The organism is Massilia sp. Masssp93 (assembly GCF_059491295.1).
Map to the genome: position 1 here is coordinate 1,356,020 of NZ_CP168502.1, position 24,780 is coordinate 1,380,799.

General features: G+C 68.6%; 21 protein-coding genes and 2 pseudogenes. 11 read left to right on the forward strand and 12 right to left on the reverse strand.

Going from position 1 to position 24,780, the window contains the following annotated elements; translation table 11 throughout:
- The first annotated feature begins 284 nt into the window (after window positions 1-284).
- Window positions 285-2,999, forward strand: a complete 2,715-nt coding sequence (rpoD, locus tag ACEN9Q_RS05955) for an RNA polymerase sigma factor RpoD (RefSeq protein ID WP_495627671.1) — start codon at window positions 285-287, stop codon at window positions 2,997-2,999.
- On the opposite strand, the gene ACEN9Q_RS05960 is transcribed toward rpoD, so the two are convergent.
- A complete protein-coding gene (locus tag ACEN9Q_RS05960) occupies window positions 2,974-3,522 on the reverse strand; it encodes a LysR family transcriptional regulator substrate-binding protein (RefSeq protein WP_495627672.1) in 549 nt (182 codons plus the stop codon). The two genes, rpoD and ACEN9Q_RS05960, sit on opposite strands and share 26 nt — an antisense overlap.
- Window positions 3,523-3,533: 11 nt before the next feature.
- Window positions 3,534-3,926 (reverse strand): annotated as a pseudogene (locus tag ACEN9Q_RS05965) (LysR family transcriptional regulator); the annotation flags it as partial.
- A 128-nt stretch (window positions 3,927-4,054) separates the two neighbouring features.
- Between ACEN9Q_RS05965 and gstA the strand changes: the two are divergent.
- On the forward strand, window positions 4,055-4,660 hold the full coding sequence (gene gstA / locus ACEN9Q_RS05970) for a glutathione transferase GstA (RefSeq protein ID WP_495627673.1): 606 nt from the start codon (window positions 4,055-4,057) through the stop codon (window positions 4,658-4,660).
- A 27-nt stretch (window positions 4,661-4,687) separates the two neighbouring features.
- Here the strand turns inward: gstA and ACEN9Q_RS05975 are convergent, their stop codons facing one another.
- Window positions 4,688-5,188 carry a MarR family winged helix-turn-helix transcriptional regulator gene (locus ACEN9Q_RS05975; protein WP_056450894.1) on the reverse strand — a complete coding sequence of 167 codons (501 nt, stop codon included), beginning with the start codon at window positions 5,186-5,188 and terminating at the stop codon, window positions 4,688-4,690.
- Between the two features lie 91 nt (window positions 5,189-5,279).
- Between ACEN9Q_RS05975 and ACEN9Q_RS05980 the strand changes: the two are divergent.
- The 4 genes and pseudogenes from ACEN9Q_RS05980 to ACEN9Q_RS05995 all read left to right on the forward strand — a co-directional run bounded on the left by ACEN9Q_RS05980 (window position 5,280) and on the right by ACEN9Q_RS05995 (window position 9,907).
- Window positions 5,280-6,444 (forward strand): annotated as a pseudogene (locus ACEN9Q_RS05980) (MFS transporter).
- A 161-nt stretch (window positions 6,445-6,605) separates the two neighbouring features.
- Window positions 6,606-7,388: a transporter gene (locus ACEN9Q_RS05985; protein ID WP_495627674.1), complete on the forward strand. Its 783-nt coding sequence runs from the start codon at window positions 6,606-6,608 to the stop codon at window positions 7,386-7,388.
- Window positions 7,389-7,399: 11 nt separating this feature from the next.
- Window positions 7,400-9,013, forward strand: a complete 1,614-nt coding sequence (locus tag ACEN9Q_RS05990) for a methyl-accepting chemotaxis protein (protein WP_495627675.1) — start codon at window positions 7,400-7,402, stop codon at window positions 9,011-9,013.
- 90 nt (window positions 9,014-9,103) lie between these two features.
- On the forward strand, window positions 9,104-9,907 hold the full coding sequence (locus ACEN9Q_RS05995) for a transporter (protein WP_495627676.1): 804 nt from the start codon (window positions 9,104-9,106) through the stop codon (window positions 9,905-9,907).
- A gap of 90 nt (window positions 9,908-9,997) precedes the next feature.
- On the opposite strand, the gene ppc is transcribed toward ACEN9Q_RS05995, so the two are convergent.
- Window positions 9,998-12,805, reverse strand: coding sequence for a phosphoenolpyruvate carboxylase (ppc, locus tag ACEN9Q_RS06000; RefSeq protein ID WP_495628920.1), 2,808 nt, complete (start codon window positions 12,803-12,805; stop codon window positions 9,998-10,000).
- Window positions 12,806-12,985: 180 nt separating this feature from the next.
- Here ppc and hemC point away from each other — a divergent pair, with 180 nt between their 5' ends.
- The 4 genes from hemC to ACEN9Q_RS06020 are packed head-to-tail and all read left to right on the forward strand — an operon-like array spanning window position 12,986 to window position 17,136.
- Window positions 12,986-13,963 carry a hydroxymethylbilane synthase gene (hemC, locus tag ACEN9Q_RS06005; RefSeq protein ID WP_495627677.1) on the forward strand — a complete coding sequence of 326 codons (978 nt, stop codon included), beginning with the start codon at window positions 12,986-12,988 and terminating at the stop codon, window positions 13,961-13,963.
- Window positions 13,956-14,726 carry a uroporphyrinogen-III synthase gene (locus ACEN9Q_RS06010; protein WP_495627678.1) on the forward strand — a complete coding sequence of 257 codons (771 nt, stop codon included), beginning with the start codon at window positions 13,956-13,958 and terminating at the stop codon, window positions 14,724-14,726. Before hemC ends, ACEN9Q_RS06010 begins: the two co-directional genes overlap by 8 nt.
- The gene (locus ACEN9Q_RS06015) at window positions 14,723-15,922 is read left to right on the forward strand and encodes a uroporphyrinogen-III C-methyltransferase (RefSeq protein ID WP_495627679.1); all 1,200 of its coding nucleotides are present in this window, start codon (window positions 14,723-14,725) and stop codon (window positions 15,920-15,922) included. The genes ACEN9Q_RS06010 and ACEN9Q_RS06015 overlap by 4 nt, the downstream gene beginning before the upstream one ends.
- A 17-nt stretch (window positions 15,923-15,939) precedes the next feature.
- Window positions 15,940-17,136 carry a heme biosynthesis protein HemY gene (locus tag ACEN9Q_RS06020; protein WP_082548421.1) on the forward strand — a complete coding sequence of 399 codons (1,197 nt, stop codon included), beginning with the start codon at window positions 15,940-15,942 and terminating at the stop codon, window positions 17,134-17,136.
- 43 nt (window positions 17,137-17,179) lie between these two features.
- Here ACEN9Q_RS06020 and ACEN9Q_RS06025 read toward each other — a convergent pair whose 3' ends face one another.
- Complete coding sequence (locus ACEN9Q_RS06025; RefSeq protein ID WP_056450922.1) at window positions 17,180-17,380, reverse strand: hypothetical protein; 201 nt, start codon at window positions 17,378-17,380, stop codon at window positions 17,180-17,182.
- 298 nt (window positions 17,381-17,678) lie between these two features.
- Here ACEN9Q_RS06025 and ppa point away from each other — a divergent pair, with 298 nt between their 5' ends.
- Window positions 17,679-18,215 (forward strand): inorganic diphosphatase, encoded by a 537-nt coding sequence (gene ppa, locus ACEN9Q_RS06030; protein WP_056450925.1) that lies wholly within the window; start codon window positions 17,679-17,681, stop codon window positions 18,213-18,215.
- Between the two features lie 87 nt (window positions 18,216-18,302).
- On the opposite strand, the gene ACEN9Q_RS06035 is transcribed toward ppa, so the two are convergent.
- From ACEN9Q_RS06035 to ACEN9Q_RS06065, 7 genes are all read right to left on the reverse strand, one after another.
- Window positions 18,303-19,760: a PA domain-containing protein gene (locus ACEN9Q_RS06035; protein ID WP_495627680.1), complete on the reverse strand. Its 1,458-nt coding sequence runs from the start codon at window positions 19,758-19,760 to the stop codon at window positions 18,303-18,305.
- The gene (locus tag ACEN9Q_RS06040) at window positions 19,747-20,139 is read right to left on the reverse strand and encodes a post-PEP-CTERM-1 domain-containing protein (RefSeq protein ID WP_056450931.1); all 393 of its coding nucleotides are present in this window, start codon (window positions 20,137-20,139) and stop codon (window positions 19,747-19,749) included. The genes ACEN9Q_RS06035 and ACEN9Q_RS06040 overlap by 14 nt, the downstream gene beginning before the upstream one ends.
- A 13-nt stretch (window positions 20,140-20,152) precedes the next feature.
- The gene (locus ACEN9Q_RS06045) at window positions 20,153-20,821 is read right to left on the reverse strand and encodes a choice-of-anchor J family PEP-CTERM protein (RefSeq protein ID WP_082548425.1); all 669 of its coding nucleotides are present in this window, start codon (window positions 20,819-20,821) and stop codon (window positions 20,153-20,155) included.
- A 328-nt stretch (window positions 20,822-21,149) separates the two neighbouring features.
- Complete coding sequence (locus tag ACEN9Q_RS06050; protein WP_495627681.1) at window positions 21,150-22,220, reverse strand: branched-chain amino acid ABC transporter permease; 1,071 nt, start codon at window positions 22,218-22,220, stop codon at window positions 21,150-21,152.
- Window positions 22,220-23,239: a branched-chain amino acid ABC transporter permease gene (locus ACEN9Q_RS06055; protein ID WP_495627682.1), complete on the reverse strand. Its 1,020-nt coding sequence runs from the start codon at window positions 23,237-23,239 to the stop codon at window positions 22,220-22,222. Before ACEN9Q_RS06055 ends, ACEN9Q_RS06050 begins: the two co-directional genes overlap by 1 nt.
- Window positions 23,240-23,252: 13 nt before the next feature.
- Window positions 23,253-23,978, reverse strand: a complete 726-nt coding sequence (locus ACEN9Q_RS06060) for an ABC transporter ATP-binding protein (protein WP_056451002.1) — start codon at window positions 23,976-23,978, stop codon at window positions 23,253-23,255.
- A gap of 22 nt (window positions 23,979-24,000) precedes the next feature.
- Window positions 24,001-24,780 carry an ABC transporter ATP-binding protein gene (locus ACEN9Q_RS06065; protein ID WP_495627683.1) on the reverse strand — a complete coding sequence of 260 codons (780 nt, stop codon included), beginning with the start codon at window positions 24,778-24,780 and terminating at the stop codon, window positions 24,001-24,003.

Below are 24,780 nucleotides of genomic sequence, written 5' to 3' on the forward strand. Positions count from 1 at the left end.
TGACGGGCTTTTTTTCGTTCCGACATGCTAAGCCGCTATTTCAACCACTCACCGTTCCGCCCGATCCCCTTGTGCGCGCGTGCCGCAGCCCGTCCAGGCTGCCCGGTGCGACGCCCGCCGAGCGGGCGCAGCGCCAGGAGTGCTTGATATCCAGGTTTCCGCCCTTAGGTAAGACCGTCCTTCTCGGGCCATCCCCATCATCCCCGCCCTCCGGGGTCCGCACTGCGGGCCAGGTGGGTTATTGACTTCGCAGGCGCGCGCCACGCCTCGACTGGAGAAATTATATGAAAAACACCGCCAAGACCCTGACACTGACAGCGAAGAAAGCGCCCGCCAAGAGCACCGCGCAGCTGTCGGTGCCGAAGACCGCGACTTCGTATTTCCTCGAAACGGAAGCGGCCGCCAAGGTGACGGTGGTGAAGACCCGTTCGCGCCTGGCGTCGCTGAAGGCGGTCCAGACCGACGCCGGGCAGGTCTCGCAGCCGGAACCGTCCGACGCCGTCGCGGCCGACGTGCAGACCGCGGACAGCGCCATGCCGGCCGCGGCCGAACCGGCCGACGTGTCCGCCCTCGACGCCGCCGAACCGATGATCGTGCCGGGCGTCGCCGCCGTGGCCTTCGACGAGGCGGACGGCGCGCTCCCGACGCCGACGGCGCCGGCCGCGCCGCCGGTCATCGTCAAGAAACGCATGTCGCGCCTGGCCGCCTTGACGCCGGCCGACGCCCCGGCCGTGGCGGAACCGGTTGCCGCCGCGCCCGCAGTACCGGCCGTCCAGGCCGCCGAAGCGTCGGATCCGGCCCCGGCCGCGCGCGTCGTGCGCGCCCGCACCGCGCGCCGCATCGAGCCGTCGGCCGCGGCGACGACGTCCACCCAGCCGACCGGCACCGTCAGTACGACGACCGACGCCGCCGCGCTGGCCGCGATCGACACGTCCGGCTATCTGCTGCCGCAAGTGAAAGTGCCGGGCCGCCGCGGCCGCAAGCCGAGCGAATTCGTGCCGGAGAACGACGAGATCGCGGCGCTGAACGCCGTCGAGCGCGCCGAACTGAAGGCCGTGTCGAAACTGCGCGAGCGCAAGGCCAAGGGCGGCGCCAACCTGTTCGGCGCCGCGGAAGGCTTTTCCAGCGAGGAACTGGAAAAGCGCCGCCAGCAACTGAAGAACCTGATCAATATGGGGAAGGAGCGCGGCTACCTGACCCATGCGGAGATCAACGACCACCTGCCGGAAAACATCATCGATCCGGAAGCGATCGAAGGCATCATCGCGACGTTCAACGACATGGGCATCGCCGTCTACGAGCGCGCCCCGGAAGCGGAAATGATGCTGCTGTCCGACGCCGTCGTCACCCCGACGAGCGAGGACGAGGTGGAAGCGGCGGCCGCGACGGCGCTGTCGACGGTCGACTCCGACTTCGGCCGCACCACCGACCCCGTCCGCATGTACATGCGCGAGATGGGCGCCGTGTCGCTGCTGACGCGCGAGGGCGAGATCGCCATCGCCAAGCGCATCGAGGACGGCCTGAAGGACATGGTGCAGGCGATCTCCGCGTGCCCGGTGACGATTTCCGAGATCATCGCGCTGTCGCACAAGATCGCCAAGGACGAGCTCAAGATCGATGACGTCGTGGACGGCCTGATCGATCCGAACGAAGGCACCGCCGCGAGCGCACCCGTGAGCAGCGCCGGCGACGAGGACGACGAGGACGAGGACGACGTCGGCGAAGAAGAGGACGACGGCGGCGCGGGCGGCAGCGCCGCGGCCGGCTATTCGGCCGAGCAGCTGGCCGCGCTGAGGAAGGGCGCGCTCGACAAGTTCAGCACGATCGAAAAGCAGTTCGACAAGATGGGCCACGCGTTCAAGACGCAGGGCTACGGCTCGCCGGCCTACACGGCGGCGCAGGAAGTGATCTCGACCGAACTGCTGGGCATCCGCTTCACGGCCAAGGTCGTGGAAAAGCTGTGCGACACGCTGCGCCACCAGATGGACGAAGTGCGTTCGATCGAACGCGCCGTGCTGGACATCTGCGTGAACCGCTGCGGCATGCCGCGCGCCCACTTCATCAAGGTCTTCCCGGGCAACGAGACGGACCTCGAGTGGGTGCAGCGCGAAGTCGACTGCGCGTATCCGTACAGCGCCGTCCTGAAGCGCAACGCCCCGGCGATCCTGGAACTGCAGCAGCGCATGATCGACCTGCAGGCGCGCGTGGCGCTGCCGCTGGCCGACCTGCGCACCATCAACCGCCAGATGGCGGCCGGCGAAAAGCGTGCCCGCACGGCGAAGCGCGAAATGACCGTGGCCAACTTGCGTCTCGTGATCTCGATCGCGAAGAAGTACATCAACCGCGGCCTGCAATTCCTCGACCTGATCCAGGAAGGCAACATCGGCCTGCTGAAGGCCGTCGACAAGTTCGAATACCGCCGCGGCTATAAATTCTCGACGTACGCGACGTGGTGGATCCGCCAGGCGATCACGCGTTCGATCGCCGACATGGCGCGCACGATCCGCGTGCCGGTGCACATGATCGAGACGATCAACAAGATGAACCGCATCTCGCGCCAGATCATGCAGGAAACGGGCAGCGAGCCGGACATGGCGACCCTGGCGACGAAGATGGAGATGCCGGAATCGAAGGTGCGCGAGATCATGAAGATCGCGAAGGAGCCGATTTCGATGGAAACGCCGATGGGCGAGGACGGCGATTCGCAGTTGGGCGACTTCATCGAGGACAACGCGACGCTGGCCCCGCTGGACGCCGCGCTGCACGCCTCGATGCGCAACGTGATCAAGGAAGTGCTGGATTCGCTGACCCCGCGCGAAGCGAAGGTCCTGCGCATGCGCTACGGCGTCGAGATGTCGAACGACCACACGCTCGAAGAAGTGGGCAAGCAGTTCGACGTGACCCGCGAACGCATCCGCCAGATCGAAGCGAAGGCGATGAGCAAGCTGCGCCAGCCGTCGCGCTCGGACAAGCTCAAGACGTTCCTGCAGAACCAGTAAGGCTGTTCCGCGTGGGCACGGGGTGCCCACCCGACCGCCGGGTTGCCGAATCGTTCTTGCGCAGTCCTGCCAGCAGGGCCTGCACCGGGCGGGACGCCTTGCCGGCGTCGGAGCAGACCAGGCCGAACTCGCGGTGGACAGGCGGGCTCAGCTGCATCACGCGCAGGCCGCGCTGGTCTTCCGGCAACGTCGATTCGGGCACCAGGGCTGCGCCCATGCCCTCGCGTACGAGCATGCAGGCACTGGCCCAGTCGCGCACGGTCACGCGCACGTCCGGCAGGCGCAGGCCCGCTCGCTCCACCAGGCCCTGTCCGTGCTCGGCGCAACCGCCGGTGGCGAGGATGAAGGGCAGGGCGGCCACTTCCTCGAGGGTGACGCCGTTCCCGCTGGCGCGCCGGCCCAGCGGATGACCGGAAGGCAGTACCGCCACCCAGGCATCGCGTCCCAGTATCGCTGCGGCGCGGCGCGGCCCGGCGCGGGATTCAATACGACGCCCAGCTCCACCGTGCCGGCGTCCAGCCATTCTTCCACTTCCTCGTCCGTGCCTTCGAGAACCACCAGTTCAATGCCGGGATGGCGACGGCGGAAATCCCGCAGCAGTCCAGGCAGCAGCAGCGCGATCACCGATGGAAAGCAGGCCAGACGGATGCGCCCGCCTTTGAGGCCCCGGCTGTCGTCCGACAGCACCCGGATCGCATCGAGGTGCGCCACCATCGCACGGGCGTGCCCGATCGCTTGCTCGCCCAGCGCGGTGACGCCGATGCGCCGCCGCTCGCGGGTGAACACCTGGAATCCCAGCGCCGCTTCCAGTTGCGCGATGGCCTGGCTGGCGCCGGACTGCGTGATGCCCACGCGCTCGGCGCCGCGCGACACGTTGCCGGCATCGGCCACGGCGACCAGCAGGCGCCAGTGCAGGAGATTCATCATGTCGATCAGTAGCTCAGCTAATACATGGAAAATTGAACATTAATTTTACAGGCTGATGCCCGGCGCGGACACTGCCATGCGGCGCCGGCAACGTGCCACGCCTGCCTGTCAACGTTCCGAGGAGTTCCATGAAGCTGTACTACGCCCCCCATACCTGCTCGCTGTCGCCCCATATCGTGTTGCGCGAACTCGGCCTGCCGTTCGATCTCGTCAAGGTGGACAACCGGACCAAACAGACCGCGGACGGCCGCGATTTCCGCACCATTAATCCCAAGGGCAACGTGGCCGCGCTGGAACTGGACGACGGCCAGGTCCTGACCGAAGGTCCGGCCATCGTCCAGTACCTGGCCGACCTCAAGCCGGAAAGCGGGCTGGCGCCGCGCGCCGGTACATGGGGACGGGTGCGGCTCCAGGAATGGCTGAATTTCGTGACCAGCGAGATCCACGCCGGTTCCGCGCCGTTGTTCAATGCCGCGCTTCCCGAGGAAACCCTGGCGTATTTCCGCAACCGGCTGTTCAAGCGATTCGATTTCCTGCACGACGTTTTGCGCCATCAGGACTATCTGGCGGGCACGTCATTCAGCGTCGCCGATGCCTACCTCTTTACCGTGCTGGGCTGGTGCAGGTTCTTCGCCATCGACCTCGGTCGCTGGCCGGCGCTGCAGGCGTACGCGCAGCGGGTCGGCGCACGGCCGGCCGTGCAGGCGTCCTTGCGCGCCGAATCCATGGCGTGACGGCTGGCGCCGGGAGCGGCGTCTGCATCAGCCCGACGCCTTGCCGCCGGTCGAGACGAGCAGCTTGGCCAGCAGTGCCGACAGTTGCGCCTGCTCCCCGTCCGTCAACCCGGCGACGACCGCCTGCTGGTTGGCGACATGCCCGGTAACGGCCTCATCGATGAGGGCGAGTCCCGTGGCGGAGAGCGCCACCAGGGTTCCCCGTCCGTCCCTGGGGTTGGGCTGGCGTTGCACGAGCCCGGCCTTTTCCAGGCGATCGATGCGGTTCGTCATGCTCCCGGACGAGATCATGGCCGCTTCGTAGAGTTCGGTCGGGGTCAGCGCATACGGCGTCCCGCTGCGCCGCAGCGTTGCCAGCACGTCGAATTCGCCCGGCTGCAGGCCGAAGCGCGCGAACAGCGGGTTCAGGTGGTCGCGCATGATGACCACGCCCGCTTCGCCCAGCCGTCCCAGCAGGATCATCGGTCCCATGTCGAGGTCCGGCCGCTCGCGCGCCCATTGTTCCGCTGCTTTTTGTGCTCTATCCATGTTTGCAAGTATCTTGATGTAGAGATAAAATATCTTCACATCAAATTATATGGAACGCCGGTTGCACGGCAAAGGGTTCCGGGAAGTCTTCATGTCGAAATCACTCAGCGCATTTGCATTTCCGGCAGCGATCGTGCTCGTCGGTATCAATCTTCGTCCCACGATGGCGACGATCGGGCCGTTGCTCGACGTGATCCAGCATGAGACAGGGTTGAGCGATACCGGGGCAAGCCTGCTGACCACGCTTCCGGTCGCACTGATGGGACTGTGCATGCTGGGCGCGGGCCGCCTGCAAGCTGCCTTTGGCGAACGCCGGGGCATCGCGTTCGGCGTGCTGCTCATCATGCTGGCCTGTCTGGGGCGCTGGGTGTGGATCGGTGCCGGCGCGCTGCTCGCCACGGCGGTCGCCAGCGGCATCGGCATCGCGATGGTCCAGGCGTTGATGCCGGCCGTGATCCGGCAGCGCGCGGGAACGCGGGCGGCGGCGCTGATGGGGATCTATTCGACGGCGATCATGGGCGGGGCGATGATCTCCAGCGCGGCCAGTCCCTGGCTGGCGCAGGGCCGGACATGGACGGCGGCCCTCGGCGTATGGCTGCTCCCGGCCCTGGTGGGACTGGTTGCCTGGTGCCTGGCCACGTCGCCGTCCGACGTGCTGCCCGTGCATGCGGTACGGCGTCCGGTCCATCGCAAGCGGCGCGGCTGGCTCTTGCTGGCTTTTTTCGGCCTGGGCACCGGTGCCTACACCCTGGTCCTGGCATGGCTGCCGCCGTTCTACACCCAGCTCGGCTGGACGGCCGAGGCGGCGGGAGCGTTGCTTGGCGCCCTCACGTGCGCGGAAGTGGCGTCGGGAATCGCGGTCTCCGCATTGATCGGCCGTGCGCCCGACCGCCGCGCGGCGCTGCTCGTGGCGATCGGGGCGCTCCTCGCCGGGATGCTCGGCTTTTCCGTCGCGCCTGCCGTCCTCGCGTGGCCGGCGGCGGTGCTGGCCGGATGCGGCATCGGCGCGCTGTTTCCCCTGTCGCTCATCGTCGCGATGGATCACGGCGACAACCCGGCGGATGCCGGTGCGATCGCGGGATTCGTTCAAGGCGGCGGCTCTGCTGGCGGCGGTTCTGCCGTTCATCGCCGGACTGCTGCGCGAGTACCTCGCGGATCTCGCCCCCGCATGGTGGCTGATGGCCGCGCTCTGCCTCGTGCTGGCGGCCGTCGCGGTTCCGTTGCGTCCCGGCCATCGTATTTCCTTCCAAAACTGATACGCTGCGTCGGGCATGCCGGACCGACAAGGTTTTGTTGTGCCGGTCCGACATAAGTTGTCGAACGAAAAATGGTTCCGACGGGAAATTCAAATTCCGTCTGGCAATACCTAGCCGGCTTGCGGATACTTGGCACATCGTTAGTTCCCGTTTCGCTGCTCATGTTCCCCTCCCGTTCCTGTTTCCTCCTGCTGGCCGCCTGCGGCCTGCCGCTGGCCGCATCGGCCGCCGCCGACGATTCGATTGCCACCGACCGTCCCGATTTCGTCGAATCCAGCCAGGTCGTCGGCCGTGGCCGCCTGCAGCTGGAAACCAGTCTGCAGTGGGAGCGCGACCGCGCCGATGGCGTCACGGCCCGCACGCTCACCACGCCGACCCTGTTGCGCATCGGCGTGGGCGACACGACCGAGCTGCGCTTCGAGACGGATGGCCGCACCGTCGCGCACGCGGGCGGCGGCGGCACCGGCGCCGGTTACGCGGACACGTCGGCCGGCATCAAATGGCACACGGCCGACCAGAGCGGCGCGGCGCCGTCGCTGGGCGTCCTGCTGCATGCCGACCTGCCCAGCGGCAGCACGGCCCTGCGCGGCTCGGGCGTGCGGCCGTCGTTGCGGCTTGCGGCCGAGTGGGAACTGGCCGATGGCCTGTCGTTCGGCGTCATGCCCGGCGTCGGCACGGACAACGACGAACGCGGCGCCCGGCGCGGCTACGGCATCCTCGCCGCCACGCTCGGCAAGGACCTGGGCGAACGCCTGCACGGCTTCGTCGAACTGGCCGCGCCCCGCGTCGCGCGCGCGGACCGCGGCGGCACGCAGGCGAGCTTCGACACCGGCGTGACATGGCTGCTCGCGCAGGACATCCAGATCGACGCCGCGCTGACCCGCGGCCTGAACCGCCGCACGGCCGACCTGGGCATCGGCCTGGGCCTGTCCGTGCGCCGCTGAAGGAGAACACCATGCTGAACCGCTTCACCATCCGCCAGCGCATGCTGGCCTGGAACGTCGCCGCCATCGCCTTCGTCGTGATGGTCGGCGCCATCGGCGAACTGGCCGTCAGCCAGCTCGACGGCGCCATGGACGCCATCACCGCCAACGGCAGCGCCATCCGCCAGCAGATGGAAGCCGACCAGACCCACGACGCGCTGCGCGCCGACGTGCTGGCCGCGTTGCTGGCCGGCGAAAACGACGACGCCGCCGCGCGCGACGCCGCACGCCGCGACGCGACCGAACACACGGCCCTGTTCCGCAAACTGATGGCGGACCTCGACGCCCAGGTCACGGACCCGGCCATCCGCGCCGCCATTCAAACTGTCAAACCCGACGTCGACGCCTACCTGCAGAGCGTCGACAAGATCGTCGCGCTGGCGCTGCGCGATCCCGCCGCCGCGCGCGCCGTCTTTCCGGCCTTCATGGACCGCTTCCACGTACTGGAAAAGAGCATGGAGGCGCTGTCCGAGCGCATCGAGTCCGCGTCGGAAGCGACCCGTGCGGATGGCGACACGACGGTGCACGCCGCCCGCGTGCGCGTCGTCGCCATGGCGCTGGTGGCCGTGCTGACGACGTTCGTCGCGGGCCTGCTGCTCGTGCGTTCGATCAGCCGCCCGCTCGACGAGGCCATCGACCTGGCCGACCGCATCGCGGCCGGCCGCCTGGACGCCGACCTGGCGTGCGCCGACGACGACTGGAGCGAGACGGGCCGCCTCAAGCGCGCGCTGAAGGCGATGCAGGCGAGCCTGCGCCGCATCGTCGGCGACGTGCGTGGCGGCACCGAGGCGATCGCGGCGACGACGGCGCAAATCGCCGCCGGCAATGCCGACCTGTCGCGCCGGACCGAAGCGCAGGCCGCGGCGCTGGAAGAAACGGTGTCGTCGATCGAACAGCTGACGGCGACGGTCCGCCAGAACGCCGAGCACGCACGCCAGGCCGACAGCCTGGCGGCATCGGCGTCCGAGGTGGCCCGGCGCGGCGGCGTCGTCGTCGGCCAGGTGGTGGACACGATGGGCGCGATCGACGTGGCGTCGCGCCGCATCGTCGACATCATCGGCGTCATCGAAGGGATCGCGTTCCAGACGAATATCCTCGCGCTGAACGCCGCGGTGGAAGCGGCGCGCGCCGGCGAGCAGGGGCGCGGCTTCGCCGTCGTCGCGGGCGAGGTGCGCACGCTGGCCCAGCGCGCCAACGCGGCGGCCGGCGAGATCAAGGGACTGATCGACGACTCCGTGGCCCAGGTCGACCTGGGCAGCCGCCTCGTCGGCGAGGCCGGCGCCACCATGCGCGACGTCGTCGACAGCGTGGGCCGCGCCACCGCGATCATGGGCGAGATCAGCACGGCCAGCCGCGAGCAGGAAGAGGGCATCGGCCAGGTCAACCGGTCCATCGGCGAGATCGACGGGGCCACGCAGCAGAACGCCGCGCTCGTCGAACAGGCCACGGCCGCCGCGGGCGCCATGCAGCAGCAGGCGGAGCAGCTGCAACGCCTCGTCGCCAGCTTCGTCCTCGACGCGGCGCCGGCGGCCGGGCCGCGGGACCCGCTGCCGCAGGCCGCCGTGCCGCGCCTGGCGCTGCACTGATCATTACGGTTTGGACAGGAAGGGCCCGGCGTACGTGCACGCGGGGCCGTCCTTGGCATACTGTCGGTACGTGCGTTACCGATAGCCTCCATGCCGATGCCTCTGCGTTTTCCCCTCGTTGCCTGCCTCGCGGCGGGCGTCCTCGCCGTCCCGGCCGCCCGCGCGGACGATGACACCATCAACCCCGACCGTCCCAACGTCGCCAATTCCAGCCAGGTGGTCGGCGCACGCCGCGTGCAGCTGGAGACGGGCGTGCAATGGGACCGCCAGCGCGACGACGACGCCCACGTGCGCACGCTCACGACGCCCACCCTGCTGCGCATCGGCCTGTCCGACGCGCTGGAGCTGCGCGTGGAAACGGCCGGCCGCACGATCGCGCACGCGAGCGACCCCGCCGCGGGCGCGCACGCGACGAGCGCCGGCTGGGCCGATGGCGCGGCCGGCGTCAAATGGCATGTCGGCGACCAGGACGGCATGCGGCCGGCGGTCGGCCTGATCGCGGAAACGGCCCTGCCGACGGGCAGCGCGGCGCTGCGCGGCACGGGGTTCCGGCCGTCGCTGGACGTGCCGGCCGAATGGGATCTCGGGAACGACTGGTCGCTGGGCGTGATGCCGGGCGTCGGCCGCGATAGCGACGACGCCGGGTCGCATTACACGTACGGCGTGTTCGCGGCGTCGCTCGGCAAGGCGTTCAGCGCGCGCCTGCACGGCTTCGCGGAAGTGGCCGCGCCGCAGATCGCGCGGGCGGCGCATGGCGGGACGCAGTCCGTGCTCGACGCGGGCGCGTCGTGGCTCGTGAACAGCGATTGCCAGCTCGACGCGATGGTCGTGCATGGGTTGAACCGGAACGTGCCGGGGCTCAGCCTGGCGTTCGGGGTGTCGGTAAGACGCTAGCAGCGTCGCCCCCGCGCAGGCGGGGGCCCAATTTTGCATGCATTTCGACATGCATAAAGCTTGGGTCCCCGCCTGCGCGGGGACGACGGATCAGCCGGTGTTACGCAACCCCGCCGCCACCCCGTTGATCGACAGGTGAATCCCCCGATGCACGCGCTCATCGACCTTCTGCTCGGCCGACAGCGCGCGATGGCGCTGGATCAGCTCGACCTGCAAGTGGTTCAACGGGTCGAGGTAGGCGAAGCGGTTCTGGATCGAACGGGCCAGCAGCGGATTGTTCACGAGGCGTTGCTCGGTGCCCGTGACGAGTTCCAGGCAGCGCAGCGTTTCCGCGTACTCGGCCGAGATGCGCTTGAAGATGCGTTCGCGCAGGATCGCGTCCGGCACCAGCTCGGCGTAGCGCGAGGCGATGGCGAGATCGCTCTTGGCCAGCACCATGTCCATGTTCGACAGCAGCGCCGCGAAGAACGGCCAGTGCTGCGCCATTTCGCGCAGCAGCGCCAGGCGTGCGTCCCGGTCGCCGTCGGCGATCCAGCCGGAGACCGCGGCGCCGAAGCCGAACCAGCCCGGCAGCAGCAGGCGGCACTGGCCCCACGAAAAGCCCCAGGGAATCGCGCGCAGGTCTTCGATGCGGCGCGTCGACTTGCGCGACGCCGGGCGCGAGCCGAGGTTCAGTTCCGCGATCTCGGCGATCGGCGTGGCGGCGAAGAAGTAATCCGTGAAGCCCGGGGTCTCGTACACGAGGTTGCGGTAGGCCTTGTACGCGCGCTGCGACAGCTCGGCCATCACGGGCTCGAAGCGCGCCAGGCGCTCGATCTGTTCGCGGTCGGCGCCGTGCGGCATCAGGCCCGCTTCCAGCGTGGCGGCGACGAGCAGCTCCAGGTTGCGGCGGCCGATTTCCGGATTGCTGAACTTCGACGAGATGATCTCGCCCTGTTCCGTCAGGCGGATCTGGCCGTTCACGGTGCCCGGCGGCTGCGCGAGGATCGCCTCGTAGCTCGGGCCGCCGCCGCGGCCCACGGTGCCGCCGCGGCCGTGGAACAGCCGCAGCTTGACGTTCGCGTCCGCGAACACCTGCACGAGCTTCAACTCGGCCTGGTACAGCTCCCAGTTCGACGTCAGGAAGCCGCCGTCCTTGTTCGAGTCCGAATAGCCCAGCATGACTTCCTGCAGGCGGCCCTGGTGCTCGATGACGTCGGCCACGATCGGCAGTGCCATCCATTCGCCCATGATGGCGGCGGCCTGTTGCAGGTCGGGGATGGTCTCGAACAGCGGGATCACCATCACGTCGCTCGTCTTCTCGCTCGGCCGGTACAGGCCCGTTTCCTTTTGCAGCAGCAGGACTTCGAGCAGGTCGGACACCGTTTCCGTGTGCGAGATGATGTAGTTGCGGATCGCGCGCGCGCCGTAGCGCTTGCGGATCTCGCGCGCCGTGCGCAGGATCTGCAGTTCGGCGTTCGTGGTCTCCGAATAGCTTTCGTACGGGGTGTACAACAGGCGCGGCTGGGCCAGTTCGTCCAGCAGCAGCTTGACCTTCGCGTCCTCGTCGAGCGCGGTGTAATCGGCCTGCACGCCGGCGCGCGCGAACAGTTCGGCCAGCACGCGCTCGTGCACGTCCGAGCTCTGGCGCATGTCGAGCGAGGCGAGGTGGAAGCCGAAGATGCGCGCGGCGCGCAGCAGGCCGTTCAGGCGCGGCACGGCCAGGATGGCGCCGTGGTTCTCGTTGAGCGAATCGACGAGCACCTGCAGGTCGGCGCGGAAGTCGCACGAGTCGCGGTAGGCGTCCGCATGGCCCACTTCCTTGCGCAGGATGTTGGTGGCGCCCAGTTCGCGCGCCGTCGACGCGAGGCGCGCGTAGATGCCGATCAGGGCGCGGCGGTAGGGCTCGTCGCTGCGGTGCGGCGAGTGGTCGGGCGATGCGTCCGCCAGCGCCAGCAGCGCCGGGCTGGCCGGCACGAGCAGCGTGGACGGCGACAGCTCGGCGCCCAGCGCGTGCACTTCATCCAGGTAAAAATCGAAGATCGTCGTCGAATGGCGCACGAGGGCGCGCTGCATCGTCGTGGCGTCGACGTTCGGGTTGCCGTCGCGGTCGCCGCCGATCCAGCTGCCCATCTGCATATAGGTCGCGTCGTCGAGGCCGGAGGCCACCGCGCCGTACTGCGCCGCGAGTTCTTCTTCGATGTCGTCGTACACGGCTGGCAGCTCGCGCAGGAACGTCGTGCGGTAGTACGAGAGGGCGTTCTCGATCTCGTCGGCCACGGTCAGTTTTTCGTAGCGCAGCATGCGCGTCTGCCACAAGGTCGCGATGCGGGCCTGCAGCAGTTGCAGGTTGCGCGCGCGTTCCTTCGGCGTCAGCGGCAGGTCGCGCTCGGCCAGCAGGCGGGCGATGTCGTGTTCGGCGTCGAGCGTGCTCTTGCGCTGGACTTCGGTCGGGTGCGCCGTCAGCACGGGCGCGATGAGCGCCTCGCGGAGAAAAGCCTCGACCGTGTCCTGCGCGACGCCGGCGTCCTTGAGGCGGGTGAGGGCGTACGCGACGCTGGACGGTTGCGGCGTCGATCCGGCCAGCAGGTGGGCGCGGCGGCGGCGGATGTGGTGCTGGTCTTCGGCGATGTTGGCCAGGTGCGAGAAATACGAGAAGGCGCGCACGACGGAGTTCGTCTCTTCGCGCGACAGTCTGGAGAGCAGGCCGGTGAGCTCGGCGGCGGCTTCCTGGTCGTCTTCGCGGCGGAAGCGCACGGCGGTCTGGCGGATCGTTTCGACGACGTCGAACACGGCTTCGCCTTCCTGGTCGCGCAGCACGTCGCCGAGGAGGCGGCCGAGCAGGCGGATGTCTTCTTTCAGCGGTGCGTCCTTGTCGACGCCGCCGGGCGGGGGATTGAGTGCAGCAGGATTGTCCATATCGACCATGGTTGAATTGTTGAGAACTGCATGACAACGAATCGGTACTACCAATCATTCCTGGGGCACGCAGGCGGTCGGCCGTGGCGTGTGGGTGGGCCCATGCTAGAATTTATGTCTCGGGCATGGGCTTGACCGGCGCTGCCCGATCCGGGCGCAACGACAGTGAAAGAATCCGTTTTGAACTCTAACGACACGACGCAGCACGTTCCCGCGCAACTGATTATCGCATCGCGCGAAAGCCGGCTGGCCATGTGGCAGGCCACGCACGTGCGCGACCGGCTCGCCGCATTATATCCGCAGTGCCAAATCGACATTCTCGGCATGACGACGCGTGGCGACCAGATTCTGGACAAGACATTGTCGAAGGTGGGCGGCAAGGGCTTGTTCGTCAAGGAACTCGAAGTCGCGATGGCCGACGGCCGCGCCCACCTCGCCGTGCACTCCCTCAAGGACGTGCCGATGGAATTGCCGGAAGGCTTTGAACTGGCCGCCATCCTCGAGCGCGAAGACCCGCGCGACGCCTTCGTCTCCAACGATTTCGACAGCCTGGCCGCGCTGCCGGCCGGCAGCATCGTCGGCACGAGCAGCCTGCGCCGCCAGGCCCTGATCGCCGCGCGCTACCCGCAACTCGTGATCAAGCCGCTGCGCGGCAACCTCGACACGCGCCTCGGCAAGCTCGATCGTGGCGACTACGCCGCCATCATCCTCGCCGCCGCCGGCCTCAAGCGCCTGGGCCTCACGCGCCGCATCCGTGCCTATCTGGAGCCGGAAGAGAGCCTGCCGGCCGCCGGCCAGGGTGCGATGGCGATCGAGATCCTGTCGAACGACGCCGCCGGTTTCGACGTGCGCGCGCTGCTGGCGCCGCTGAACCACACGCACACGGCGCAGGCCGTGCAGGCCGAGCGCAAGGTGTCGAAAGTGTTCGGCGGCAGTTGCCAGGTCCCGCTCGCGGCGCACGCGACGGTCGACGGCGACACGCTGCACCTGCGCGCGATGGTCGCGACGCCGGACGGTCGCCGCAGCGCCTACGCCGCCGCCAGCGGCCCGGCCGCGCTGCCGGAAGCGGTGGGCGAGCAGGTCGCGCAGAAGCTGGCCGCTCAGGACGCCACCGGCATCCTGGCCGAATGCAAGGCGGCCGCCGCCGGCGATGCCTGACGCGGTCGTCATCACCCGTCCGCGCCAGCAGGCCGAGCCGCTGGCCCGCGCGGTGGCGGCGCTCGGCCGCACGCCGCTGATCCTGCCGTTGCTCGAGATTTCCCCGCTGGCCGACGACGCCCCGCTGCGCGCCGCGCTCGCCGGGTTGCACGCTTATGCGCTCGTCGCGTTCGTGTCGCCCAACGCCGTCGATGCCGCCTTTGCCCACATCGACGCCTGGCCCGCCGAGGTGGCGCTGGCCGTCGTGGGCGAGGGCAGCCGGGCGGCGCTGGCGCGCCATGGCATCGACGGCGCGCGCTACCGCATCCACACGCCGCTCGATCCTTCCCGCAGCGATTCCGAACACCTGCTGCAGGCGCTCGATACGGCCGCGCTGGCCGGCCGCAAGGTGCTCGTCGTGCGCGGCGAGACGGGGCGCGAACTGCTGCCGGAGGCCCTGCGCGCGGCCGGCATCCAGGTCGACGCGGTGGCCGCCTATCGGCGCGCCGTGCCGTCCCTGAATCCGGACCTGGCGGCGTCGTTGCGCGCCTTGCTGGCCGGTCCGAACGACTGGATCATCACGAGCTCGGAAGCCCTGCGCGGCCTGGCCGGCCTCGTCGAACAGCTCGATGGCGGTGCAAGTGTGGCAAAATTGCAACAGCAGCACCTGATCGTTCCGCATGCGCGCATCGCGGAAACGGCGGGCGCACTCGGTTTCAAGGCCGTGACGCTCACGGGGTCCGGCGACGAGCGGCTGCTTGCCGCGTTACAATCACGAGCATGAACGAATTGCCCAACAATCCAGAAAAACCAAACGTGGGCGGTGCGGTCGTGCCGCCGGAGAGCTACGTCACACCGGCGTCGGCGCCGGTGGGCGGTCCCGGCGAGCCCCGCGTCCCCGAAGGGTCAAGCCTCGGCGCGCTGCTGCAAAAGCCGCAGAACCTGGCCATTCTGGCGCTGGCCGTCCTGCTGGCCCTGCAGACCTGGTCCACGCACGCCCGCTTCAACCGGCTGCGCGAGGACGTCGCGCGCACGCTGCAAAAAGACAATGCCTCGAACGCCGAGACGGCACAGGCCGTGCGCGACACGCAGGAAGCCGCCAAGGAATTGCAGGTCAAGGTCGGCGTGCTGGAAAACCGCCAGACCGAGTCGCAGAGCCAGCAGGCCGCCCTCGAGCAGATGTACCAGGACATCTCGAAGAACCGCGACGAGTGGGCGCTGTCCGAGATCGAGCAGGTCCTGTCCACCGCGAGCCAGCAGTTGCAGCTGGCCGGCAACGTGCAGGGCGCGCTGATCGCGCTGCAGAACGCCGACCGCTCGCTGTCGCGTTCGGACAAGCCGCAATTCATCACGATCCGCCGCGCCATCGCGCGCGACATCGAAAAGCTGAAGGCGCTGCCGTCCGTCGACCAGCCCGGCATCGCCCTGCGCCTGGACAACGTCATTGCGCAGATCGACAGCCTGCCGCTGCTGTCCGACGAAAAGCCGGCCGAGCCGATCGCCCCGACGCGGGTGAATGCTGCGGGCGTCGCCACGCCGGGCGTCGCCACGCCGGGCGCCAGGGCTGCGGGCCAGCCGGCGGCGCCTGCGAATCCGGGCCTGGGCCGGCGCGTCGCGGACACCTGGCGCAACTGGAGCCACGAGATGTGGGACGACATCCGCCAGCTGATCCGGGTGCGCACGGTCGACAATCCGGACGCGTTGATGCTGTCGCCGAGCGAATCGTATTTCGTGCGGGAGAACCTCAAGCTGCGCCTGCTGAACGCGCGCCTGGCGCTGCTCTCGCGCAACGAGGGCACGTTCCGCGACGACCTGAACAGCGCGCAGCAGATGCTGGTGAAATACTTCGACACGAAGGCGCGCTCGACCCAGGCCGCGCAGGCATTGCTGCGCCAGGTGCAGGCCAATAACGTCACCATCGACGTGCCCGATCTGTCGGAGAGCCTGAACGCCGTGCGCAATTACAAATCGAAGTCTTGAGCGGCGGGACCTGAACGATGCGTTTACTTCTCTGGTTAGTCGCCCTGATGGCCGCGGCGATCGGCATCGCCGTGACTGCGCGCTTCAATCCCGGCAACGTCGTCTTTTTCTATCCGCCGCACCGGATCGACCTGTCGCTGAACCTGTTCGTCGTCCTGACGGCCCTGCTGTTCCTCGTGCTGTACCTGCTGGCGCGGGCCGTGCGCGCCACGCTCGACATGCCCGAGCGCGTGGCCGAGTATCGTTTCCGCAAGCGCGAGCGCGACGCCAACCGCGGCCTGCGCGAGGCCTTGAAAGCCTTGTTCGAGGGCCGCTTCGGCCACGCCGAAAAGGCCGCCAGGCGTGCCGCCGACCTGCCCGAGAATGCCGGTCTCGCCGCGCTGATCGCGGCGCGCGCCGCCCACCGCATGCGCGAGCCGGCCCGGCGCGACGTCTGGCTGGCCGGCATCGCGCACGACCAGTCGCTCAAGACGGCGCGCCTGATGACGGTCACGGAACTGCTCGTCGACGACCACAAGCCGGAAGGCGCGCTGGAAGCCGTGGCGGAACTGAACGCCAGCGGCCAGCGCCACATCCACGCGCTGCAGTGGGCCATGAAGGCCAACCAGCAGGCGCGCAACTGGCCGGAGGTGCTGCGCCTCGTGCGCACGCTGGACAAGCGCAACGCGCTGCATCCGGCGCTCTCGAGCAGGCTGCGCGAGCTTGCCTACGACGCCCTGCTGTCCGAGGGCGGCCACGACGCCGAGTCGATCCGCCGCGTGTGGGGCACGGTGCCGGGCGGCGACCGCGTCAAGCCGTACATCGCGGCCCGCGCGGCCGCCGCCTTCAACGCGCGCGGCCTGCACGACGAGGCCCGCGGCATCGTCGAGGACGCGCTCAAGGCCGGCTGGGACGAGCGCGTCGTGCGCGCCTACCGCGAAGCGGCCGGCCCGGAAGGGTCGAGCGCCTTGCTCGCGCAGATCGAGAATTGCGAGACCTGGCTGCGCGCCCATCCGAACGACCCCGAACTGGAACTGACCCTCGGCTCGCTGTGCCTGCGCCAGAAACTGTGGGGCAAGGCCCAGCGCTACCTGGAGCAGGCGCTGTCCGACGCCACCGAGCCGCACATGGTGCGCGACGCCCACCTGAAGTTGGCCCAGCTGCACGAAGCCCTGGGCCAGCGGGAAGAGGCCGACAACCACTACCGGCAGTGCGCGCTGGCGACGGTGCTGTGACGGGCGTGTCCGCGGCCGCGCCGGCGCTCGTGCCCGCGGACGCTCATGCACCGTGCCGCGCCTTGTGGCCGTGCACGATGACGACGGCCATGTGGCCCGGCGTCCCGAGGTGGTTCGCGACCGGGACGGCCGGCCGGGCCGTGCTGGCCTCGGCGTCCGGCAGGCGGTCGACGACGAGCGACCCGGCGCCGACGACGGCAAGCGTGGTGACGAAGATGGCTTCCATGTGCTGTTGGATGTTCATGCTGTTTCCCCCGATGCTGGTTGCGGATGCGTGAGCGGTCTTGCTCACGACATCGATACAGCATGGGGCGTGCCAGCGCCCCGGACCGGGCGCGGACGGGGCGCGGGGGGCCGTTGCTGGCCTGCCGAGTCGGGCCTGGAGCAACAGTTCGCGTGGGGCGTGTCGGGTGCGTGCCAACACGATGCGCCGCGCGCACACCGGCTCATCCCATTCCTCTGGGACCTTGTGCGGCGCACAAGCCCAAGGCGATTCGTTATAATCGTTGTTTTATTGTTTCCCCTGCAACCAAGGACTATCCATGAGCCTGAATAACGTCAACGCCGGCCGCGATGTGCCGAACGACTTCAACGTCGTCATCGAAATCCCGATGAACGCCGACCCGATCAAGTACGAAGTGGACAAGGAATCGGGCGCGATCTTCGTAGACCGCTTCATGGGTACCGCCATGCACTATCCGTGCAACTACGGCTACATCCCGAACACGATCGCCGACGACGGCGACCCGTGCGACGTGCTGGTGATCACGCCGTTCCCGCTGATCCCGGGCGTCGTCGTGCGTTGCCGCGCGCTGGGCGTGCTGAAGATGACCGACGAAGCCGGCGGCGACTCGAAGATCCTGGCCGTGCCGGTCGAGAAGATCCTGCCGGTCTACGCGAACCTGCAGAAGGTCGAGGACGTGCAGGAACTGACCCTGCGCCAGATCCAGCACTTCTTCGAGCACTACAAGGACCTGGAAAAGGGCAAGTGGGTCAAGGTCGAAGGCTGGGCAGGTCCGGATGCCGCCAAGGAAGAGATCCTCACCGGCGTGAAGAACTTCGAATCGGGCGCCAAATAAGACGCCGACGGTGTCCGCACCGTCCACGGCAAGGGCCGCCACCTTCGGGTGAGCGGCCCTTTGTCGTTGGCGGCCTCGCAACCCCGATCACCACCCGATATCGCGCAGCAGCGGGAAGGTCAGGTCGCGCGGCGGCGCCACCGCATGGGTGAGGTCGTCGTTGATCGCCGGTTCCATCAGCTGGTTCGGCTTGGCCTCCGTCGTGTAGTGCGACACGGTCGAGCCCGGTGAGTAGGTCGTCGGCGTGTACAGCAGGATGCGGCCCGCGTTGTCGGTGCCGGCCAGGCGGGTCGTGTCGAGGCCGAGGCTGGCGACGACCCCCGACTGCGTGCGCGAGCGGCGCTGCAGCACGGCCTTCAGCGTGACGCCGTCGGCCTGCGTGATGCGCACGGACGGGATCGTGATGGCCGGGTCGCTGCCGCTCATGCCGGCCACGTCGCCGGGCTGGTTGTCGGCGACGATCATGGCCAGCGCTCCGGCGGCCTGGACGTTCCTGGCCTTGGTGACGAAGTCGCAGGACCCGCGGTCGACGAGGGCCACGTTGCCGCGCACCGCGAGGGCGTTCAGGGCGCCCAGCGGGTCGCACGCGAGACCCGTGCCGTCGGCCTGGTCGACGACGGGCATCAACTGGCCGGCGACGGGCGGATTGGACAGCGGCGGACCGAACGACGCGTCTCCGACCGGATAGTTGCCCGCGGCCTGGCCCGCCGCGCTGCCGCCGACGCCCAGGTTGGAGGAGGGTGCCAGCACCTGGGGCACGGCGGCCGTCACGATGGGGCCGTTCCAGGACAGCCCGCGCCACGTCACGGCCGAGGCGGCGCGCTCGGCGTCCGTCATTTCCACCCACAGCTTGCCGGTGCGATTGTTCAGCAGGTAGTAATCCCAGATCGATGGGATGCTCTGGATTTCGGCGCCCGTCTCGTCGTCCGTGAACGTCTGGAAGCCGAGGCCGTGCGCGAATTCGTGCAGCAGGACCGTCACGAGGTCGATCTGGTCGCCGAAGTTGTCGTCCAGGCCGAGGTAGAAGCCGGAGCCGGGCAGGCAGTCCGGGAACAGGCCGAGGCGCGAATTGAAGCGGGCGACGATGTGCGGCGAGCCCGGCGTCGAGATGTCCTGGCCGGCCAGCTTGCTGGCCAGGGCGCTCGGATACCAGGTCGAAGCGCGCGGCGCGCTCGGGAAATCGGACCAGATCTCGTAGGCGCCGGCCGACCCGAGCACGGCGCTCGTCGCCGTGCAGGCCAGCGGCACGAACGAGGCGCCGATGCGGATCGGCACGGTGCTCGTGAGCGTGGCGCCCCAGATCTCGGCCGCGCGCTGGAACGCGTTCAGGCGCTGCTGGCCGAGCGTCGTGCCGGGATTGCCGCCGACGGGCGCGACCGGGGTCGGGTCGTTGAAGCCGACGCCGGCATCGTTCTGGTTGACGATCACGATGGTGGCCGCGGCCTGGGCCGGCGCGGCGCCGCCCAGGGCGAGGGCGCAGGCGGCGGCCACGCAGGCGGCGGCGCCCAGGGCCCGCTGCAGGCGTGAAGGTTTAGCGGCTTTCATGGGTTTTCTCCCCGTGGTTATGGTCGAGGGCATGGCCGACGGCGGCCTCGCCCTGCACGCATTCGCTCGTCAGCTTGCCGTCGGCGCCGCGCGTGACGACGTCGTAGACCATGGTCTTGTCGCCCAGGCGCACGCCGCGCGAGCCGTCGCCGCGGCTCACGGTGCTCGGCGCGCGTGGCGCCGCCAGGCCGGCGGACGCCGGTGCCCTGGCGCGCAGGTCCCTGAGTTCGTCGGGTGTCGGGGCGCGCATCTTGCCCGTTTGCGGGTCGCGCACGACGACCATGCCTTCCTGGCCGGCGGCCTTGGCATGCAGCGAGAAGACGGCCATCAGGCACAGGGCGGCCAGCGTACCGATGGTGAGCAGTTTTTCCTTGGACATGGCGTTTCTCCGATCAAAGGCGCGACTGGCGGCGCAGCAGGGTGAACATGCCCAGGCCCAGCGCCAGCATCATCCAGTGCGCCGGCTCCGGCACCGCCGTTACGACCGAGACCGTATCGAGGCCCACATAGTTCAGGGTATCGGCCGGGCCCAGGTAGCGGAATGCGAAGCGGCCGCTGCCGTTGTCCGTGACGGTGGCCGTGAACTGCTGCCAGTCCGCCGGATAGGCGGCCGTGCCGCCGACCGTCGCCAGCAGCGTCGAGAAGTCGGCCACATCCGTGCCCGTGCCGGATGCGTAGCGCACTTCGAGCATGTCGTTGAAGCCGGGCAGGTCGTCGTGGCGCGTGTAGAAGCTCAGCGTCGTGGTGCCGGACAGGTCGAGGACCGGGGTGATCAGCCAGTTGTCGACGCTGCCGCTGCCGTTCGCGGCGCCGAGGAAGTTGGCGGCCGCGTAGGCATCCGGGGCGCCGGACTGGGCCGGGAACAGGGCGCCGTTGCCCTGGAACCAGCCGCTGCCGGCCGGGACGCTGTTGTTGACCTGCGCCCATCCGCCAAGGGCCGCGACATTGTCGAATCCTTCGTTGAGCACTTCGACCCCGGCCGCACGGGCGCTCGATGCGCCCGGCACGGCCAGCGACAGGGACAATGCCGCTGCCGCATACAAGGTTTTTACGGGTTTCATGGAAGCCCTTTCATGGAAGCCAGTAGGATGGTGGACCGCTCGCGCTGGCTGGTCGACGAGGCCATAGCTGGGCTCATCTTATGAGTCGGATGACAATGAATTTTGATATTTAGCTAACGAACAGGCTGGACAAATCGAATGTACTGTCGGGTGGGACCGATGGGCGCTTGACGCGGACTGGCGCGGAAGAATGATGAGGTGAAGCATGGTGGGCACGGGGTGCCCACCCTACGATGGTCCGGGCGCGCCAGGATGCTCGCCGAATTGACGTCCCGCGCGGCGCGGGCGGTAGGGCGGGCTCCCCGAGTCCGCCAGGAAAGTTACCGAATCAGCGCCCTGCGCGGCGCAGGCGCAGCTTGCCGACGATGCCGATCGGGAAGAAGTAGATCGAGAGAATGAACAGCACGCCCAGCCACAGCATCCAGCGGTCCGGCTGGAGGGCGGCGGCCAGCAGCGGTATGCCGGACACCATCGCGGACGCCTGCCCCATCAGCACCTTGAGATAGTTCTGGGCGAGGATGAACAGCGTCGCGCCGACGACCGCGCCGTACATCGTGCCCATGCCGCCGATGACGACGATGAGGAGGATGTCCGTCATGATTTCGAAGCCGAGGCTCGTCTTCGGCCCGACGTAGCGCAGCCACAGGGCCATCAGCGCGCCGGCCAGCGCGGCGACGACGGCGGCCAGCACGTTCGCCCAGATGCGGTAGACGACGGTGCGGTAGCCGAGGGCCTCGGCGCGGAACTCGTTCTCGCGGATCGCTTGCAGGACCCTGCCGAACGGCGAATTCACGAGGCGCAGCAGGAACAGGAACAGCACGAGGCAGCCCGCGAACACGATGTAATAGGTGATCAGCCTGCCGTCGACGGCGCGCCCGAACACGTCGTGGTCGACGAGCGTGTAGCCGGGCGACAGCAGTTCCGGCACGCTGAACGTGCGGCCGTCCTCGCCGCCGGTGAAATCCGACAGCTGCGATGCGAGCACCGAGAACGACGACGCCACGGCCAGCGTGATCATCGCGTAGAAGATGGCGCGCACGCGCAGCGCGAACAGGCCGACGACGAAGGCGAGGACGACCGTCAGCGCCAGCGCGGCGGCCAGGCCGGCGACGATCGCGCTCCAGGTCGGCTCGTCCACGCTGGACAGGGCGATGCCGACCCCGTACGCGCCGATGCCGTAGAACATCGTGTGGGCGAAGGAGACGATGCCCGTATAGCCCAGCAGCAGATCGTACGAGGCGACGAGGACGATGTACACGCAGATCGTGGCCGCCGTGTTCAGCGGGCGCGCGCCGGAAAACAGGAAGGGCGCGAACAGCAGGCCGAGCAGGATCGCGACGAGGATCGCGGACAGCAGCCGGCTGCGCGGCAGGTCGCCGGAAAGAAGGCGGATCAGCATCAGTGACGTCCTTTCGCGTACAGGCCGGCCGGGCGCCACAGGAGGACGGCGATCATCAGCACGATGTTCGAGACGAGCGCCACCTTGGGCGCGAGGAAGCCGGCGTAGTTGCCGACGAGGGCGATCAGCAGCGAGCCGATGAAGCAGCCGCCGACGGAACCGAGACCGCCGATGATGATGACGATGAAGGTCAGCACCATGATCTCGCTGCCCATCTGCGCCACCAGCGTTTCCTTGTACAGGCCCCACATCACGCCGCCCAGGCCCGCCAGCGCCGACCCGGCCGCGAACACGCCCACGAACAGGCGGCGGATGCGGTAGCCCATCGCCTCGACCATTTCTCCGTTTTCCACGCCGGCGCGGATCAGCAGGCCGATCTTGGTGCGGTTCAGGGTCAGGAACATCGCGCCGAACACGACGAGGCCGACAGCGACGGCGAGCAGCCGGTATTTCTCGATGGCGGCATCGCCCAGGAAGATGGCGCCGCGCAGGGCGGCCGGCAGCGGCAGGGCGATCTGGTCGGCGCCCCAGATCACGTTGATCAATTGCTCGGACACGATCATGCCCCCCATCGTGACCAGGATCTGCTTCAGGTGCTGGCCGTACACGGGCATGATGACGACCCGTTCGAACGCCCAGCCGAGCAGCGCCGTCACGACCATCGCGAGCAGCACGGCGAGGCCCAGCACGCCGAGGTTGGCCAGCAGCGAATCCGTCTCGAGCCAGCCGCGCATGGGCAGCAGGACGACGGTCGCGGTGAATGCGCCGACCGAGACGAAGGCGCCGTGGCCGAAGTTCAGCACGCTCATCAGGCCGAAGACCAGCGTCAGGCCGCTGGCCATAATAAAAATCATCATGCCCATCGCGAGCCCGGCCACGGTCAGGGTGACCCACGTCGGGACGCTCATGAAAGGCAGCGCCGCCAGCACGACGGCCGGCACGAGCAGCAGCGGGGCGATGTCGCGCCGCGCCGCCGGCAGCGGGGCGTCCGCCTGGGCGATCGGTAAGGTTGCGCTCACGTGGTTATCCTGTTCATTGGTGGGAGTCGAGCGACAGGCCCAGCAGGCGTTGCTGCAAGGCCTCGTCGTGCGTCAGGTCGTGCATCAGGCCGGCGTGGACGACGCGGCCGTCGTCCATCACGCCCACGCTGTCGCCGAGCGTGCGCACGAAGTTGAAATTCTGTTCGACCAGCAGGATCGTCGTGCTCGTGTCCTTGAGGTCGCGGAACGCCGCCATCAGGCTTTGCACGATGGCGGGGGCCAGGCCCTTGGTCGGCTCGTCCACGAGCAGCAGCTTGCGGGGCTCGACGATGGCGCGCGCGATGGCCACCATCTGCTTCTGTCCGCCCGACAGGTTTCCGGCCGGGTAGTTCCAGAATTTCTTCAGCGCGGGGAAGAAGCCGCAGATCCAGTCCACGCGCGCCGCGTCCAGCGGGCCGTTGCGGGCGGCAAGGTACAGGTTCTCGCGTACCGTCAGCTCGGAAAATACGGCCATGCTTTCCGGGACGTAGGCGATGCCGGCACGGGCGATGTCCGGCGTGCTCAGCTTTGTGATGTCGCGGCCGTCGAACGTGATGGTGCCGCGGCTGGCCTTCCACAGGCCCATGACGGTGCGCAGGGTCGTCGTCTTGCCGGCGCCGTTGCGGCCCAGCAGCACGGCCAGGCCGCCGCGCGGCACGACGAGGTCGACGCCCTGCAGGATGTGGTATTGGCCGATGTGCGTGTGGACACCGGACAGCGTCAGGATGGGTTCGCTCATGGGCAGCTTCATGTTCGGGACGTCACGCGGGTTCGGGGGTGCCAAGATAGGCCTCCTGCACGATTTTCGATCGCATCACCTCGGCCGGTTCGCCGTCCGCCACCAGCGCGCCATTGTGCAGCACGATGATGCGGTCGGCGAGCGCGCGCACGACGTCCATCTTGTGCTCGACGAGCAGCACGGTCTTGTCGCGCTCGGCCTTGACCTGGTGGATCAGTTCCAGCACGACCGGCACCTCGTCCACGCTCATGCCGGCCGTGGGCTCGTCGAACATCAGGATGGCCGGCTCCAGCGCGAGCAGGATCGCCACCTCGAGCTTGCGCTGGTCGCCGTGCGACAGCGTGCCGACCAGCGCGCCGCGCCGGGGCGTCAATGCCACGCGCTCCAGGTAGTGCTCGGCGCGCTGGATGACTTCCTTGTGGCCGGACCACAGCGACAGCATGCTCATGCCGATGCCGGCGCGGCTCTGCACGGCCAGGCGCACGTTTTCCAGCACGGTGAGGTGCGGGAACAGGTTGGTCAGCTGGAAGGCGCGCCCCACGCCGAGGCGGGTGCGGCGCGCGGGGCCAAGGCGCGTCACGTCCTGCCCGCGCACGATCACGCTGCCCGACGTCGCCTGCAACTGGCCCGACACCAGGTTGAAATAGGTCGTCTTGCCGGCGCCGTTCGGGCCCACGATCACGGTCAAGGTGCCCGGATAAAACTCGGCCGTCACCGCTTCGACGGCCACGTGGCCGCCGAAGCGGATGGTCAGGTCGCGCGTGACGAGTGCGGGCGCGGGCGCGGCGTTCGCGACTGTCAT

What these genes read in the sequence shown, in the direction of transcription:
- rpoD (WP_495627671.1), top strand. Translation starts at nt 285, where the DNA reads ATGAAAAACACCGCCAAGACCCTGACACTGACAGCGAAGAAAGCGCCC.
- ACEN9Q_RS05960 (WP_495627672.1), bottom strand. Translation starts at nt 3,522, where the DNA reads ATGGCTGGACGCCGGCACGGTGGAGCTGGGCGTCGTATTGAATCCCGC.
- gstA (WP_495627673.1), top strand. Translation starts at nt 4,055, where the DNA reads ATGAAGCTGTACTACGCCCCCCATACCTGCTCGCTGTCGCCCCATATC.
- ACEN9Q_RS05975 (WP_056450894.1), bottom strand. Translation starts at nt 5,188, where the DNA reads ATGGATAGAGCACAAAAAGCAGCGGAACAATGGGCGCGCGAGCGGCCG.
- ACEN9Q_RS05985 (WP_495627674.1), top strand. Translation starts at nt 6,606, where the DNA reads ATGTTCCCCTCCCGTTCCTGTTTCCTCCTGCTGGCCGCCTGCGGCCTG.
- ACEN9Q_RS05990 (WP_495627675.1), top strand. Translation starts at nt 7,400, where the DNA reads ATGCTGAACCGCTTCACCATCCGCCAGCGCATGCTGGCCTGGAACGTC.
- ACEN9Q_RS05995 (WP_495627676.1), top strand. Translation starts at nt 9,104, where the DNA reads ATGCCGATGCCTCTGCGTTTTCCCCTCGTTGCCTGCCTCGCGGCGGGC.
- ppc (WP_495628920.1), bottom strand. Translation starts at nt 12,805, where the DNA reads ATGGACAATCCTGCTGCACTCAATCCCCCGCCCGGCGGCGTCGACAAG.
- ACEN9Q_RS06010 (WP_495627678.1), top strand. Translation starts at nt 13,956, where the DNA reads ATGCCTGACGCGGTCGTCATCACCCGTCCGCGCCAGCAGGCCGAGCCG.
- ACEN9Q_RS06015 (WP_495627679.1), top strand. Translation starts at nt 14,723, where the DNA reads ATGAACGAATTGCCCAACAATCCAGAAAAACCAAACGTGGGCGGTGCG.
- ACEN9Q_RS06020 (WP_082548421.1), top strand. Translation starts at nt 15,940, where the DNA reads ATGCGTTTACTTCTCTGGTTAGTCGCCCTGATGGCCGCGGCGATCGGC.
- ACEN9Q_RS06025 (WP_056450922.1), bottom strand. Translation starts at nt 17,380, where the DNA reads ATGAACATCCAACAGCACATGGAAGCCATCTTCGTCACCACGCTTGCC.
- ppa (WP_056450925.1), top strand. Translation starts at nt 17,679, where the DNA reads ATGAGCCTGAATAACGTCAACGCCGGCCGCGATGTGCCGAACGACTTC.
- ACEN9Q_RS06035 (WP_495627680.1), bottom strand. Translation starts at nt 19,760, where the DNA reads ATGAAAGCCGCTAAACCTTCACGCCTGCAGCGGGCCCTGGGCGCCGCC.
- ACEN9Q_RS06040 (WP_056450931.1), bottom strand. Translation starts at nt 20,139, where the DNA reads ATGTCCAAGGAAAAACTGCTCACCATCGGTACGCTGGCCGCCCTGTGC.
- ACEN9Q_RS06045 (WP_082548425.1), bottom strand. Translation starts at nt 20,821, where the DNA reads ATGAAACCCGTAAAAACCTTGTATGCGGCAGCGGCATTGTCCCTGTCG.
- ACEN9Q_RS06050 (WP_495627681.1), bottom strand. Translation starts at nt 22,220, where the DNA reads ATGCTGATCCGCCTTCTTTCCGGCGACCTGCCGCGCAGCCGGCTGCTG.
- ACEN9Q_RS06060 (WP_056451002.1), bottom strand. Translation starts at nt 23,978, where the DNA reads ATGAGCGAACCCATCCTGACGCTGTCCGGTGTCCACACGCACATCGGC.
- ACEN9Q_RS06065 (WP_495627683.1), bottom strand. Translation starts at nt 24,780, where the DNA reads ATGACAGTCGCGAACGCCGCGCCCGCGCCCGCACTCGTCACGCGCGAC.